At 72.5% G+C, this 15015-nt stretch carries 13 protein-coding genes; 4 read left to right on the top strand and 9 right to left on the bottom strand.

Annotated elements, in window-relative coordinates:
* Positions 1-951: 951 nt before the first annotated feature.
* On the top strand, positions 952-1401 hold the full coding sequence (locus B0I28_RS19435) for a hypothetical protein (protein WP_106365516.1): 450 nt from the start codon (positions 952-954) through the stop codon (positions 1399-1401).
* Here B0I28_RS19435 and B0I28_RS19430 read toward each other — a convergent pair.
* Positions 1376-2047 (bottom strand): SRPBCC family protein, encoded by a 672-nt coding sequence (locus tag B0I28_RS19430; protein WP_106365515.1) that lies wholly within the window; start codon positions 2045-2047, stop codon positions 1376-1378. The genes B0I28_RS19435 and B0I28_RS19430 overlap by 26 nt on opposite strands.
* An 82-nt stretch (positions 2048-2129) precedes the next feature.
* On the opposite strand from B0I28_RS19430, the gene B0I28_RS19425 reads away from it, so the two are divergent.
* A complete protein-coding gene (locus B0I28_RS19425) occupies positions 2130-2870 on the top strand; it encodes a TetR/AcrR family transcriptional regulator C-terminal domain-containing protein (protein ID WP_106365514.1) in 741 nt (246 codons plus the stop codon).
* A gap of 3 nt (positions 2871-2873) precedes the next feature.
* Here the strand turns inward: B0I28_RS19425 and B0I28_RS19420 are convergent, their stop codons facing one another.
* The 8 genes from B0I28_RS19420 to B0I28_RS19385 form a co-directional block, all read right to left on the bottom strand.
* Positions 2874-3227, bottom strand: a complete 354-nt coding sequence (locus B0I28_RS19420) for a DoxX family protein (protein WP_106365513.1) — start codon at positions 3225-3227, stop codon at positions 2874-2876.
* Positions 3228-3239: 12 nt separating this feature from the next.
* Positions 3240-4124, bottom strand: a complete 885-nt coding sequence (sigJ, locus tag B0I28_RS19415) for an RNA polymerase sigma factor SigJ (RefSeq protein WP_106365512.1) — start codon at positions 4122-4124, stop codon at positions 3240-3242.
* A 141-nt stretch (positions 4125-4265) separates the two neighbouring features.
* Positions 4266-6794 (bottom strand): glycoside hydrolase family 2 protein, encoded by a 2529-nt coding sequence (locus B0I28_RS19410; protein ID WP_106365511.1) that lies wholly within the window; start codon positions 6792-6794, stop codon positions 4266-4268.
* Positions 6795-6849: 55 nt separating this feature from the next.
* A complete protein-coding gene (locus B0I28_RS19405) occupies positions 6850-7761 on the bottom strand; it encodes an ABC transporter ATP-binding protein (protein WP_106365510.1) in 912 nt (303 codons plus the stop codon).
* On the bottom strand, positions 7758-8636 hold the full coding sequence (locus B0I28_RS19400; RefSeq protein WP_106365509.1) for an ABC transporter ATP-binding protein: 879 nt from the start codon (positions 8634-8636) through the stop codon (positions 7758-7760). The genes B0I28_RS19405 and B0I28_RS19400 overlap by 4 nt, the downstream gene beginning before the upstream one ends.
* Positions 8633-9652, bottom strand: a complete 1020-nt coding sequence (locus B0I28_RS19395; RefSeq protein WP_106365508.1) for an ABC transporter permease — start codon at positions 9650-9652, stop codon at positions 8633-8635. The genes B0I28_RS19400 and B0I28_RS19395 overlap by 4 nt, the downstream gene beginning before the upstream one ends.
* 12 nt (positions 9653-9664) lie before the next feature.
* The gene (locus B0I28_RS19390; RefSeq protein ID WP_106365507.1) at positions 9665-10654 is read right to left on the bottom strand and encodes an ABC transporter permease; all 990 of its coding nucleotides are present in this window, start codon (positions 10652-10654) and stop codon (positions 9665-9667) included.
* Positions 10655-10688: 34 nt separating this feature from the next.
* Positions 10689-12365, bottom strand: coding sequence for an ABC transporter substrate-binding protein (locus B0I28_RS19385; RefSeq protein ID WP_106365506.1), 1677 nt, complete (start codon positions 12363-12365; stop codon positions 10689-10691).
* A gap of 139 nt (positions 12366-12504) precedes the next feature.
* Between B0I28_RS19385 and B0I28_RS19380 the strand changes: the two genes are divergently transcribed.
* Positions 12505-13746: an ROK family transcriptional regulator gene (locus tag B0I28_RS19380; RefSeq protein ID WP_181245865.1), complete on the top strand. Its 1242-nt coding sequence runs from the start codon at positions 12505-12507 to the stop codon at positions 13744-13746.
* A gap of 39 nt (positions 13747-13785) precedes the next feature.
* Positions 13786-15006, top strand: a complete 1221-nt coding sequence (locus B0I28_RS19375) for an ROK family transcriptional regulator (protein ID WP_106365504.1) — start codon at positions 13786-13788, stop codon at positions 15004-15006.
* The last annotated feature ends 9 nt before the right edge of the window (positions 15007-15015 follow it).

The following is a 15015-nucleotide window of genomic DNA, read 5'->3' as shown; positions in this document are numbered from 1 at the left end:
ATCCGGGGTTCGTTCCCCGGTTCCCGGTCCCGCCATGCCCTCCTCCCGCGGGCAGCGTGGATGCCCGGCGGATGGTGCCCTCCCATCGGTGCGCTCGCGACTGCCTCGGACGGTGCGTCCCAGTGGGCATGGTTGGTGCCCGGCCGGGATGGCCCGCTGCGACGGGTTGCGGTGCGCGCTCGCAGTGGAGAGCGGTGGTGCGTGGCCGTGGCTGCAGTGGTGCGGGTGCGTCCCGGGGGTGGTGTCGCGGTGCCGGGTCCTCTAATGCCCGGCCGGGTGCGGCACCGCCTGCCGTGTGCGCGGTCGCTGCGTGCGGCGTGTGTGTGGGTCGGCCTGTCGGTCGCTTCGGTGTTCCGGTCGTGTGCCTCGTAGCGGACACCGCCCGGGGTCGAGGTGATCCCTTCCCCGGGTCCCCCGCCCGATCACCATGCCCCCGCCAAGGGGGGTGGTTGACTGCTGCGGGTCCCGATAGCACTGCGGGGATGAGATCGGCCTGGTCCCGTCGTCTCGCGGCGGGGGCGCTGCCTCGGAGATCATCTGGTTTGCCGGTCGGCCAGAGGCTTGGCTTAGTCTGCTTGCACCGCCCGACACCTGTACGATTTCCCTGTCCCTGTGCGTACCCCAATCATCCCTCGCACCAGGTGCCACTGTCATCACCCACAGGTGGGCAATACCCTCACGTTCCACCCCCGGACCCCCACGGCCCCAAAGCAACCCGCCCCACCGTCCACCCCCACGTCGCCGCCCGCAAGAACCCCACCCACCACCCCACCCCAAACCCGCTCAGACGACCGCAACCAGGACCAGTCCTACCGCTGCATGCGGTCGGTCTCGGGCGCCCCTCTGAACCCGGCACCACACCCAGGCACGGGCTCGGAGTCGTACCTGCGGGCCGCGACAGGGTACTTCAGTCCGATGTGCCCTGTCGCGGCGCGTACGAAGCTCGAAGGCATGACCACCCTCAAGCGATTTTTCAGCAGATCCCTCCGACCTGGCCTGTGGCCGTGGTGGTGGTCCCTCGCCGCGGGCGCGACCGTGGCCGGCGCCTTCGGACTCGCCCGCGGCGAGTACCACGGCATCTCCGGCTTCTCCTCGACCAACTTCGGTTGGCTCGTGTTCGTGCTCGTCGGCGGCACCGTCTACGCGGTGCGCCAGGCGGACGGGCACTGGCCGGGCCTCCTGCGTCCGGTCCGGGCCGGGCTCATCGTGTTCGTCCTGTGCACCGCGGCCGTCTGCGTCACCGGCCTGGTGTTCCTGCCGGAGCAGCCCTTCACGACGACCCTGACGACCGACGCGGCCGGCCGCGCCTGGGTGATGGCGGTGCCGGTCATCGGCGTCGGCTACGTCGCCGAGCTGGTCAAGGCGCTCGCCAGACTCAGCGGGACTCGGCGGCGGCCTTGACGCCCGCGAGCCAGGAGTCCACGCCCGCTTGGAGGGCCGCGCTCGGCAGGAGCGCGGCGACGACCGGGCCGGAGAGGGTCTCCTTGCAGGACAGCAGGGTCCCGGTCCCGGCGGGCTCAGTGCAGTAGACGTGCGTGAAGTGCGCACCCGCGCTGGTGCTCACATAGGTGAGGAGCCGCCCAGGTTCGACGGCGCCGAACGTGGAGGTCACGCGGTTGGGTCCGGCGCTCCACGTGAAGGTCGCGCCGGGCGCCGCGGGACCGTCCGCTCGGACGTCGCCGACGTCGCCGCGGACCTGGGGCCAGCGCTCGACATCGGCGAGGACGGACCAGACGGCCTCCGGCGCCGCGTCGACGTGGATCTCCCCCGCGGCCCGAGTCGGGGCGAGGTCGTCGGTGCGGCCTTCGGCCACGGCGGCGAGGAGATCGTCGGGGCCCGGTCCGGTGTAGAGCAGGGCGCCGAGCGGGGCCGCGCCGGAGCCGAGCCAGCCCGCGGGGGCGTCGAGGAGGGCGATCCCGGCGGCGCCGGGGACGACCGCGTCATCCGGGGCGGGGGTCTCGGTGAGGCGGGGCGCGGGGCCGGGCTCGATGGCGAGGACGCTGCGGCGGCCGTCGGCGCTCCAGCGCAGGAATCTGATGGCGGACATGGGGTTTCCCTTCGTTGCCGTACGTTGTACCGTACAAGGTACGTCAGCCGTACCGGGTACGGCAAGGCATTAGAATCAGCGCGTGAACTCGCAACGATGGCCCGATCCGAGTGCCGTGCTGCCGCTGCTGTGGCGCACGGCGGAGCGTCCGAGCCGCGGGAGCGGGCTGACGGTGGGCGCCATCGCCGAGGCGGCGGTGGCCATCGCGGACGCCGACGGGATCGGGGCGGTGACGATGCGGAGCGTCGCCGAGCGGCTCGGGGCGGGCACGATGTCGCTGTACACGCATGTGCCGGGGAAGCGGGAGCTGTATGCGCTCATGCTCGACCACGTGTTCGCCGATGCGGCCGAAGCGCCTGCGGGGGAAGGGGACTGGCGGGAGCGGTGCGCGGCGATCGCGCGGCGGGACCGGGAGCGGTACCTGCGGCATCCGTGGCTGCTGGAGCTGCCCGCGGCGCGGCCCGCGTTCGGGCCCAACGTGACCGCGAAGTACGACCGGGATCTGGCTGCGCTGGAGGGGACGGGGCTGAGCGCCGCGGAGATGAACGCCGCGGTGATGGCGCTGACGAGTTTCGTCTCGGGCACGGCGCGGTTCCAGCGGCAGGCCGAGAGCGACGAGCGGGCGGGGCGGACCGAGGAGCGGTTCTGGCAGGCGCACGAGCCGTTCCTGCACCTGGTGCTGGACCCGGAGCGGTTTCCCACGGCGCACCGGGTCGCGGCGGAGGCGCGGCGCGACGGGGACGCCGACCACGACTCCTCGTTCGAGTTCGGGCTCGAACGGCTCCTCGTCGGGATCGGCGACCTCGTCGCGCGGAAGGGCTAGGGCCTACAGCGCCAGGCCGAGTGCGAGCGTGCCGATGGCGAGGCCGAGGAACGAGAAGGTCCCGACGGTCTCCTTGGGCCAGAAGTTCGCGAGGACGTGCGTGTGGACCGCGCAGGTCCAGAACAGGACCAGGCCCGCGGCGGACGCGATGCCGAGGGGCGGGTAGGCGAGGCCCGCGAGGAGGCCGAGGCCGCCCGCGATCTTGAGGACGCCGATCGGGAAGACCAGCATGGACTGCGGGACGTGCGCGCCGTCCATGAGCGGCAGGATGACCTTGAGGCGGGCGACGGCGCCGAGGCCGGAGCCGAGGTTGGCGAGGCCGCCGACGAGGACCAGGACGAGGTAGAGCGTGGACATTGCGGGCTCCGTTCAGTGGAGGCGGGTGAGCTTCTCGGGATTGGTGACGGCGTAGACGCCGGTGACGGCCTCGCCGTGCAGGTCGAGCATGAGGACGCCGACGACGGCGCCGCCGCGGACCATGAGGGCCGACGGGGAGCCGTTGACGGGCTGGAAGCCCACGGTCAGCCCCTCGCCGCGGCGGTAGAAGCGCCCGGCCAGGAACTCGGCGATGCGCTGGGGCCCGTGCATGGGGCGCGGCCCGGCCGCGGGGGCGAGGCCGCCGCCGTCGCAGGTGAGGACCACGTCAGGAGCCATCAGAGCGATGAGCGCATCGAGATCGCCGCCGGAGACGGCGGCCATGAACCGCTCGGTGACCTGGCGGTGGACGGCCGGGTCGACCTCGTATTTCGGGCGGCGGGCCCGCACGTGGCCGCGGGCGCGGTGCGCGGTCTGGCGGACCGCCGCGGGGGTGCGCCCGAGCATCGCGGCGATCTCGTTGTGTCCGTAGCCGAAGACGTCGGCGAGCACGAACACGGCGCGCTCGGCGGGCGTCAGCGATTCGAGGACCACCATGAGCGCCAGGGACACCGATTCGGCGCGGACGGCGCGGTCGGCGCCGTCCGCTTCGGCGGGCCCGGTCGGGACGGGTTCGGGCAGCCACGGGCCGATGTAGGTCTCGCGGCGGCGGCGCACCGCGTCCTGGCGGGCCAGCGCGGCGTTGACGGCGACGCGCACGAGGTAGGCGCGGGGGTGCTCGATCGGGTCGCCGTGCGAGCGGGCCTCCCAGGAGAGCCAGGTCTCCTGGAGGACGTCCTCGGTGTCGGCGACGGTGCCGAGCATCGCGTAGACGATGCCGAAGAGCAGTTCGCGGTGGTCGGTGAACACCGTGGTGGCGGTGTCTGCGCCGGGGTCCATGGGGGCCTCCTCGGTCGGCGGGTGCTGTTGCCGATCTGAGAGCCGGACGGGCACCTGTGGTGTGACAACCGTAGGAGGATTGTGACCGAAACCGCAGTAGAGGCGCGCCGCCCGGCCGCGAGGCCGGGCGGCGCGCAGGGCCTAGAGCAGGTCGTTGGCGCAGCGCAGGGCGGCGGCGAACGCTTCGGGGGCGCCCCCGGCGGGGGTCTCGACGCGGATCACGGCGGTCTCCCCCGCGCGGAGGGTGACCATGCCGCGGTCGGCGCGGGCGTGCGGGTCGACGGTGTCGGCGTGGCAGAACACGTCCCGCGCCAGGGAGGCGGCGGTGACGCGCAGTTCCACGATTCCTTCTGCCGCAGCGGCTTCGACGCGCAGCGGGTTCGGGTCGAGGCGCTGGTCGACGACCTCGGCGCCGTACCGGAACGCGGGTGCGAAGGCCCCGTCGTCGGCGACGGCGACCACGGCTTCGGCGGCCGGGTCGCCGAAGGCGGCGACCTCGGCGGGCACGGTGACGGTGGCCGCGCCGCGCGCGGGCACCGCGACGTCCACGGCGGCTTTGGCGAGGACGGTTCCGTCGAAGGACTCGCGGACGAGCGTGAACGCGCCCTCGTAGTCCTCGCCGGTGTCGTTGACCAGGACCAGCGCGAGCGTGTCGAACTCGGGCACCAGGCCCTCCCACGCCTCGGCGAAGGCCCGTTCGGACGGGCGGGGCTGGAGCGTCGCCAGGCGCGGGGCGTACATGTCGCGCAGGGCGTGCCACAGGGGCTTGCGGTGCCCGGCGAAGTCGACGGCGGCCCAGGAGACCACGGGCCAGTTGTCGTTGAGCTGCCACAGGATCGTGCCGGTGTTGTGGGGGGTGAGGGACCGGAAGTGCTCGACGCCGAAGCGGATCGCGTGGGCCTGGTTCAGCTGCGTCGTCCAGTGCCAGTCCTCGATGGACCGCGGGTCGGGCAGGTGGCCCTGCCAGCCGCGCTGGAGCTTCGCGTTGCCCTGGTTCGCCTTCTGGTGCACCAGCATCTGGTGGCCGAAGGGGTCCATGGGCTCGTCGTGGACGACCCCGGCGAGGGTCGACCACGCGGGCGGGGCCTGGAAGCCGAACTCGGAGACGAAGCGCGGCCGGTAGTCGGCGTACACGGTGTAGTCGACGCGGTTCCACACGTCCCAGATGTGCATCGTGCCGTAGCGCTCGTCGTTGGGGTGGCGGTAGTCGCCGAAGGAGTACGGGCTCGCGGGCGAGTACGGGCGGGTCGGGTCCAGTTCGGACACGATCGCGGGGAGGAGCCCGTTGTAGTAGGCGTCGCCCCAGCCGCGGCCGCCGAGGCGGTGCGCCCAGGACCAGTCGACCGAGCCCCACGTGTTCTCGTTGTTGCCGTTCCACAGCACGAGCGAGGGGTGCGGGGTCAGGCGGGCCACGTTCTCGCGGACCTCGGCCTCGACCTCCGAGCGCAGCGGGTCGTCCTCGCTGTAGGCGGCGCAGGCGAACAGGAAGTCCTGCCACATGAGCAGGCCGGTCTCGTCGGCGAGGTCGTAGAGGTCGTCGGACTCGTAGATCCCGCCGCCCCACACACGCAGGAGGTTGACGTTCGCGTCGAGCGCGTCGGCCACGCGCTGCGCGTACCGATCGCGGTCGATCTCGGTGAGGAACGCGTGGTCGGGGATCCAGTTGGCGCCGCGCACGAGCACGCGTTCGCCGTTGACGCGCAGGTCGAACGGGGCTCCGGCGGCGTCGGGGGCCGTGTCGAGCGCGACGGTGCGGAAGCCGACGCGGCCCCGCCAGGCGCCCTGGCCCGCGGCGACGTCGACGCCGTACAGCGGCTGGTCGCCGTGGCCGACGGGCCACCAGCGGCGCACGTCCTCGACGGTCACGTCGACGACCGCGGAGGTCGATCCGGCGGGGACGGTGGCGGCCGCTTCCAGTGGGGAGCCGTCGGGGCCGGTGACGACGGCGAGGACGTCCACGTCGCCGTCACCTTGGGCGCGTTCGATGTCCACGTGGACGCGGAGGAGCCCGTCGTGGCCGCCGTCCTCGCGGGCGACGACGTCGACCAGGGGCCGCACGCCCGCGATGCGGGTCCCCGACCACGAGTCGAGGCCGATGGGCTTCCAGATCCCGGCGCCCGCGACGTCGACGCCCCAGTCCCACCCGAAGGAGCAGGCCATCTTGCGCAGTTGGTTGTACGCGTGGTGGTTCGTGTGCGGCAGGGCCCCGTCGCGCTCGGCGCGCGCGGCGGCCTCGGGCACCGGGGCGGCGAAGACCACCGCGAGGGTGTTCTCCCCCTCGCGCAGCAGCCCGCGCACGTCCCAGCGGTAGGACCGGAACTGGTTCTGCGTGCGGCCCACCTCGGTCCCGTTCAGCTCCACCGCCGCCACGGTGTCGAGGCCGAGCGCCACCAGGTCGTGGCGCTCCGACCCGTCGTCCGTCCACGTGAACGCGGTCTCGTACCGCCAGGACGTGTCGCCGATCCACTGCTGCGCGGCCTCGTTGTCCCCGTCGAAGGGGTCGGCGATGAGCCCGGCGCGGCGCAGGTCCAGGTGCGCCTCGCCCGGGACGGCGGCCGGGACGCCCGCGGCCAGTGCCGCCGCGTCGACGGGCGCGTCCGCGGGGAGCGCGGCGGCGGTCAGGGTCCAGCCCTCGTGGAGCGGGCGGAACGTGTCGGGAAGGAAGGTCATATGGGTCCTCAATGGTCGGTGGTGGTCTCGCGGGAGCGCCGGTCCCGCGCGGTCGTCAGGTGCGGGCGACCGGCTTCGCGTCGGCGCCGGGGACGCCCGCTTCGCGCCATTCGCCCGCGAAGTGGTCGTAGCAGGCGGTGCTGTCGATCGCGTCGCGGTCGACCGGGGCGTCGGCGGTGACGCGGCCGGGCCGCTCGGGGTCGGGCGCGGCGGCGGCGAGGAGCTTCGTGTACTCGTGGTGCGGGTCCAGGATGACCGCGTCGGCGGGGCCTCGTTCGACGACGCGGCCGCGGTAGAGCACGGTGATCTCGTCGGAGAAGTGGCGGGCCGTGGCGAGGTCGTGGGTGATGTACAGGACCGCGAGCTCGTCCTCGCGCTGGAGGCGGCCCAGGAGGTTGAGCACGCCGAGGCGGATCGAGACGTCCAGCATGGACACGGGCTCGTCGGCGATGAGGACTTTGGCGCCGGGGGCGAGCGCGCGGGCGATGGCGACGCGCTGGCGCTGCCCGCCCGAGAGCTCGTGGGGGCGCCGGGGCGCGATGCTTTCGGCGGGCGTGAGGTTGACGCGTTCGAGCATCTCCAGCACGCGCTGTCGGGTCTCCTCGCCTGCGGCCGTGCGGTTGTGGATGCGCAGGGGCCGCGCGATGTGGTGTTCGATGGAGTGGAAGGGGTTGAGGGAGGCGAAGGGGTCCTGGAAGACCATCTGGACCTCGCGCCGGTAGGCGGCCTTCTCGACGTGCGTGCCGTCGTCGCGGACGACCTCGACCGCGCCGGAGGTCGGGGACTCCATGCGGGTGAGGATCTTCGCGATCGTGGACTTGCCGGACCCGGACTCGCCGACGAGGGCGACGGTGCGCCCGGGGGTGAGGTCGAGGCTGACGTGGTCGACGGCGCGCAGGCGGGTCCGCTTGAGGCCGTTGCGGATGGTGTAGTCCTTCACCAGGTCGGTGACGTGCACGCCGGTCATGCCGGTTCTCCCGTCTGCGTGGTCTGGTCGACGCCGGTGCGGATGAAGGCGCCGCGGTCGCCCGAGAGGCTCGGGAAGGAGCCCAGGAGCTTCTGCGTGTACGGGTGCTTCGCGTCGCGGTAGAGCGAGGCGGCGGTGTCGAGCTCGACGATCTCGCCGTCGAGCATCACGGCGATGCGGTCGCTGATCTCCAGCAGCAGCGGCAGGTCGTGGGTGATGAAGACGACCGCGAAGTCGAGCTCGTCCCGCAGGCGCACGATCTCGCGGAGGATGTCGCGCTGCACGACCACGTCGAGCGCGGTGGTCGGCTCGTCCATGATCATGATCTGGGGCTCCAGGAGCATGGCCATGGCGATCATGACGCGCTGGCGCATGCCGCCGGACAGCTCGTGCGGGTAGGAGCCGAGGCGGCGGGGGTCGACGCCGACGCGGCGGAGCACGTCCTCGGAGCGGTCGCGGATCTCCTTGCGTCCCATCTGGGGCCGGTGCGCGCGAAGGGTGTCGGCGAGCTGGGCGCGGACGGTGCCGACCGGGTTGAGGGCGTTCATGGCGCCCTGGAAGACCATGGAGAGCTTGTCCCAGCGGAACGCGCGCAGTTCGCGGTCTTCGAGGGCGAGGATGTCGACGTCCTCGCCGCTGCGGTCGTGGAAGGTGATGCGGCCCGAGGCGATGCGCGCCGGGGGCCGGTGGAGCCGGTTGACGGCGTACGCGAGCGTGGTCTTGCCGCAGCCGGACTCGCCCGCGAGGCCGAGGATCTCGCCGCGGTGCAGCGTGAGGTCGGCGTTGCGCACGGCCGTGACGGGTTCGTCCACTTCGTACACGACGGTGAGGTCTTCGACGGTGAGCACCGGCGGCGCGGTCGGGGCGGTCGTCATCGGTCGGTCTCCTTGACGGGAGTGCGGCGGGCGCGCTGGGCGAGGTCGCGTTCGAGGCGCAGGGCCCGGCGGGCGCGCTTGCGGTGCTGGCGCAGGTTCTTCAGCTTGGGGTTGATGACCTCGTCGATCGAGAAGTTCACGAGCGACAAGCCCATGCCGAACAGGGCGATCATCAGGCCCGGCGGCACGAACCACCACCAGGCGCCGAGCGAGAGCGCGAACCCGTTCTGCGCGTAGAAGAGCATCGTGCCGAGCGTCGCGGAGTTGGAGGCGCCCAGGCCGATGTAGGAGAGCCCTGCCTCGCCGAGGATCGCGGCGATCACGGCGAACACGAACTGGGAGGCGATGACCGGCAGCAGGTTCGGGAGGATCTCCACCACGATGACCCGCCACGGGCGCTCGCCCGAGACCTGGGAGGCGGCCACGTAGTCGCGCTGGCGCACCGAGAGGGTCTGGGCGTGGAGGACCCGCGCGGAGGCGGCCCAGCCGGTGACGGCCAGGACCACCGCGATCGTCCACAGTCCGCGGCTCTCGCGGGGCACGAACCCGGAGATGACGATGACCAGCGGCAGGCCCGGGATCACCAGGAACACGTTGGTGAACAAGGAGAACGCGTCGTCGAGGAACTTGCCGCGGTAGGCGCCGTAGATCCCGAAGAACGCCGAGAGCACGGTGGCGAGGACGCCCACGAGCAGGCCGATCTGGAGGGAGCCGCGGGTCGCGTAGGCGAGCTGCGCGAGCACGTCCTGCCCGGTCTGGGTGGTGCCGAGCCAGAACTCCGCCGACGGCGGGGTCAGGCCCTGGTCGCGGATCTGCTGCGGGTCGCCCACGAACAGGGGCCCGAGGAGCCCGAACAGGCCGATCCCGGCGACGAGGACGAGGCCGATCGCGAGCCAGGGGGTCATGGTCGGCAGGAGGGAGCGCCAGCCGGAGCGGGCGCGGGCGGCGGGGGCCGCCGGGTCCGCGGCCGCGGCGTCGGCGACGGGGGTGGTGTTGGCGGGCTTGAGGTTCGTCATGGTCGCCGCTCCTTACGTCCGCGCCCGGGTGCGGGGGTCGATGAGGCCGTAGAGGAGGTCGACCAGGAGGTTCGCGCCCAGCACGGCGAGGGTGATGAACAGGAACACGCCCTGCATGAGCGCGTAGTCGTTGTTGGTGACCGCGCCGAGGAGGCGCCCGCCGATCCCGGGGTAGGAGAAGACCTGCTCGGTGATGACCGAGCCGGAGACGACGAACCCGAGGGAGATCGCGAAGCCCGCCACGGACGGCAGCACGGCGTTGCGGGAGGCGTAGGAGCGCAGGATCTTCCGCGGCGACAGGCCCTTGGCCTCGGCGGTGAGGATGTAGTCCTCCGAGAGCGTCGAGACCATCATGTTGCGCATGCCCAGGAGCCAGCCGCCGACCGAGGCGAGCACGATCGTCAGCGCGGGCAGGAACCCGTACTGGATCGCCGAGCCGATGAACTCGGCGTTCCAGCCGGGGGTGAGGACCACGTCGTAGCCGCCCTGGAGCGGGAACCAGCCGAGGACGCGGGCCAGCAGGTAGGCGAGGATGAGCGCCAGCCAGAAGTACGGGACGGCCGCCAGGAGCGTGGTCGACGGGACGAGCGAGTCCAGCCACGTCCCGGGCTTCCAGCCGACGACCGCGCCGAGCAGGACCCCGAGGACCGCCGCGAGGATCGTGGCGATCCCGACCAGCACCACCGTCCAGGGCAGCGACGTGAGGATCACGTCGGAGACCTTGGCCGGGTAGTAGCTGACCGAGACGCCCAGATCGCCCTTGGCGAGGTTCTTCAGGTAGTCCCAGTACTGGATCCACAGGGGATCGGACGAGTCGCCCCCGAGGAGGAGCGCGTACGCCTTGCGGGTCTCCGGGGTCACCGTCTCGCCGCGCTGCTGGAGCTTGGCCAGCAGGATGTCGACGGGGTTGCCCGGCAGCAGCCGCGGAATGGCGAAGTTCAGCGTCAGCGCCGCCCACAGGGCCACGGCGTAGAAGCTCAGTTTGCGCAGGAAGTAGTTCACTGTGTCTCGACTCCTCCTCGGGGGCGAAGGCCCGCTAGCCCTTCGGTTCGAGGTGCTTGAAGATCTCGGCGCAGTCCCAGGCGGACCAGACCGCCGGGAACGCGTAGAGGTCCTCGTCCGAGGGCCAGCCGGTGAACTCGGCGGTGTTCCACACGCTCGTGGTGCCGCCGGTCATGATCGGCACGTACGGCATGTCCTCCCAGATCGCGGCCTGGATGGTGTCGAAGTACGGCTGGCGGGCGGCCACGTCGTCGAGCGGCAGCGAGGAGAGCGCGGCGAGCGCGGCGTCCACGTCCGGATCGCTGAAGCGGGCGTAGTTGTTGCCCGCGGACTCCCCGACCTGCGTGGTCGCGGTGGACACGAAGAAGTAGTTGTACAGGTAGTACGGGTCGGCCGTCGGGCCCTGCCACAGCGAGTCGATCGCGAGCTGGAACTCGCCCTTGAGGCGCTGGTCGGTCCACTCGTTCCAGGAGGACTGGGCGGCGGTGAGCTCGATGCCGGCCTCCTTGGCCTGCGAGGCCATGGTGTCGACGGCGGTGATGTAGTCGGTCCATCCGGTGACGACCTCGACGGTGAGTGAGAGGCGCTCGCCGTCCTTCTCGTAGATGCCGTCCGAGCCCTTCGCCCAGCCGGCCTCCTCCAGGATCTGGGTGGCGGTGTCGGCCCGCGCGGTCTGCGGCGCGGTCTTCTCCTCGATCGATGCGGAGACGAACTGGTCCTGGCTCGGGGTCAGGGTGAACACCGGCGAGACCTCGTTCGCGGTGTCCATGAACGCCAGCGAGTTCAGCTGGTCGCGGTCGATCGCGTAGTACAGGGCCTTGCGCACGGCCGGGTCGGTCTGCGGGCCCTCGCAGCCGAGGTCCGGGTTGGAGCAGGTGCCGAGGACCATCTGGTTCTGCCACTGCGTGTACGCGTCGTAGTTCGGGAAGTTCTGGTGCGTGTTCTGGATGTCGGGGATCGGCCCGGTCTGCCAGTCGATGGTCCCCGCGGCGATGGCGTCGGCCCCGGCCTGGTTGCCCGACAGGGACAGGTAGCGGATCTCCTTGATCTTCGGCTCGCCGCCCCAGTAGTCGGGGTTGGCCGCGAGCGTGTACGCCTGCGGCTTGAACTCCTTGAGCGTGAACGCGCCGGTGCCCACGGGCTCCTCGACGACGTCGGCGGTCGGGTCGACGTCGGCCCACAGGTGCTCGGGCACGATCGGGGTGCTCAGCAGGTCGGGGCCCTTGGTGAACATCGGGGTCTCGAAGGTGAGGGTGACGTGCGTGTCGTCGACGGCCGCGGCCGTGCCGTCGTAGCCGCCGCCGTTGATCGCGGGGGTGGCCTTGAGCAGGTCGAAGGTGAAGACCACGTCGTCGGCGGTGAACGCCTCGCCGTCGCTCCACGTGACGTCGTCGCGGAGGGTCACGGACAGGACGGTGCCGTCCTCGTTCCAGGCCTCCTCGGTGCCCAGCAGCGGGACCGGGTCCTGGACCTGGGCCTTGTTGAAGAAGAAGAGGGATTCGTAGATCGTCCCCATGCCGCCGATCTTGGTGGGCGAGAAGGGGTTGAAGTTGATCTGGTAGTCGCCGGCCTGTCCGGTGTAGACCACGAGGGTGTCGCTGGAGGAGGAGCTGCCGGAGCCCCCTGAGCAAGCGGTGAGCGCGAGGCCGAGCACGGCCGCGCCCGCGAGGGCGGCGGCGGCGCGGCGCCGCAGTCCGTTGTTGGGTGACATCGTCGTCCTTTCGGATCCGGGGCGCCGTCGCCCGCGGAACTGGAGGGGGTGCGCCCGCTCGGGCGTCGGGCTAATTATTAACCTGTTAAATTTAAGGTGTCAAGAATAAGATCCGATGAACTTCCGAAGGAGGCCGCCGATGCGCCACCGGGGCGGAGCCCGCGCGAACGCGGCCCGGCGCGTCCTCGACCTCCTGCGGACCGAGGGCACGATCAGCCGCGTCGAGCTCGCCGAGCGGACCGGGCTCACCGCGGCCACTATCACGAACACCGTGCGGCCGCTCATCGCCGACGGGCTCGTTCGCGAGAGCGGGCGCGACCCGCAGCCCGGCCGCGGCCAGCCCCGGCGGCTCCTCCAGCTCGTCGCCGACGCCTGGTACGCCGTCGGCGTCCAGATCGACCGGACCACCACCACGATCGAGGTCCTCGACTTCGCCGGGGGCCGCATCGCCGCCGCGGACCTCCCGGGCACCGGCGGCAGCGGCCCCGACGAGACGATCGCGGCGCTCGCCGGGCACGTCGGCGCGCTGCTCGACCGCGCCGGGGTGCCGCGCGAGCGCGTCCTCGGCACCGGGCTGGTGACCCACGGGCCGCAGGACCTCCACCGGGGCGTGCTGCTCACCGCCCAGCCCGGCCCCGACTGGCTGGAGTACCCGCTCACCGGCGCGCTCGCCGACCGGCTCGGCCTGCCGGTGCTGCTGGAGAACGACGCGACCGCCGCGGCGGTCGGCGAGCTGTGGGCGGGCGAGGCGCGGACCGACACGTTCGGCCTGGTGTACATGGCCGCGGGGATCGGCGGCGGCGTCATCGTCGACGGCGAGGTCTACCGGGGCCGGGCCTCGAACGCCGTCGAGATCGGGCACGTGCCGCTCGCGGGCGGGGCGACGCCGTGCGTGTGCGGCGGCGCGGGCTGCGTGCAGGCCGAGGCCGCGCCGCAGGCGGTCGTCGCGCGGGCCCTCGACGACCCCACGCTGGCCGAGCGGTTCGGACTGGTCGGGGCGCGGGACGGCGCGCTCGCGGACTTCGACCGGATCGCCCGCGCCTGGCGCGCAGGCGATCCCGAGGCCGCGGCGATCCTGGAGCGGTCGGCGTCCTGGATCGGCCGGGCCGCGGTCACGCTCGTGAACCTGTTCGACCTCGACACCGTCGTCCTCGCGGGACCGGCGTTCACCGTGGCCGGGACCCTCTACCGCGACCGGGTCGCCGCCGAGCTGGAGCGGCTCGCGCTGAGCCGGACCCTGAGCCGCCCGAAGGTGCTCGTCTCGGCCGACACCGGGACGGCGGCGGCGCTCGGCGGGGCCCTCCACGTGCTGCGGACCATGCAGGGGGCGCCCGCGCCGCCCGCCGTTTTCTCCGCGTCCCCGGCCGGACCCGTCCAGTAAGGTGATACCCGCCCGTGCACCCCGAGTAAGGAGCCCGCATTGCGCTCGTTCGGCGCCGACACCCGCCTGCCCACGCTGGCGGTGGTGCTCGACCTCATCCGCGAGCGCGGGGCCGCCAGCCGCGTGGAGCTGGCCGAGGCCACCGGGATGACGCAGGCGACCATGACGCACGCGGTCCGCAAGCTCACCGCGCTCGGCCTGGTCCACGAGGTCGGCACCGTGCCCGCCAACCGCGGCACCCCCAGGCGGCTCATCGGCATCCGCGACGACGCCTGCTACATGGTCGGCGTCCAGCTCGACCAGTTCGCGGCCGTGGCCGTCGTGGTCGACCTGGCCGGGCGGGTCGTGGTGCGCCACGACATGCCCGGGTCCGGGAAGCGGCCGCTCGCGTCGGTCGTCGCCGACCTGGCCGGGCACGTGCGGGCCATGCTGGAGGACGCGGCGGTGCCGCGCGACAAGGTCCTCGGCATCGGCCTGGCGACGTACGGCCCGCAGGACCGCGAGGCGGGCGTGGTCATCACGCCGCACCCGACACCGGAGTGGACCGGCTACCCGCTGGCCGAGACGCTCGCGGCGGCGACGGGCCTGCCCGTGGCGCTGGAGAACGACGCGACCGCCGCAGGGATCGGCGTGCAGACCCTCGGCGGGTCGGGGTCGAGCTTCGCGGTCGTGTTCATGTCCGGCGGCATCGGCGGCGGCGTCATCCTCGACGGCCACCCGTACCGGGGCGTGACCTCGAACGGCGTCGAGCTGGGCCACATATCGGTCGACGCGCTCGGCGAGGACTGCCCGTGCGGCAACCGCGGCTGCCTCGACCCCGTGGCCGGGCCGCGCCCCGTCGTGGAGCGCGCTATGGAGGACCCGCAGCTCGCGGCCCGGCTCGGCCTGGGCACCGACACGCTCACCGATTTCAACCGGGTCGGCCGCGCCGCCCGCGAGGGCGACCCGGCCGCGGCCGCGCTCATCGCCGACTCCGCGCAGCGCCTCGCGGTCGCCACGGTCACGCTCGTGAACATGTTCGACGTGGGCCGGGTGGTGCTCGCCGGAAAGGCGTTCGCCGAGTCGGGGCAGGCCTACCGGGACGTGTTGGACGAGTGGCTGAACCGGTCGGTGTTCATGCGGCACGTCCACACCGTGGAGGTCGAACTCGCCGGGGACGTCGCGCAGGCCGCCGCGCTCGGCGGCGCCGCGGTGGTCCTGCGCAACCTCCTGGAGTCACCGAACCCGGAGCTGCCGACCGCTCACTCCGTGCCGAGGTAGATCAGAGAC

The organism is Glycomyces artemisiae (genome assembly GCF_003002955.1).
Classification (GTDB): Bacteria; Actinomycetota; Actinomycetes; order Mycobacteriales; family Micromonosporaceae; genus Glycomyces; species Glycomyces artemisiae.
The sequence above is the reverse complement of the archived record's forward strand: the minus strand, read 5'-3'. Positions and strand labels throughout refer to the sequence as shown.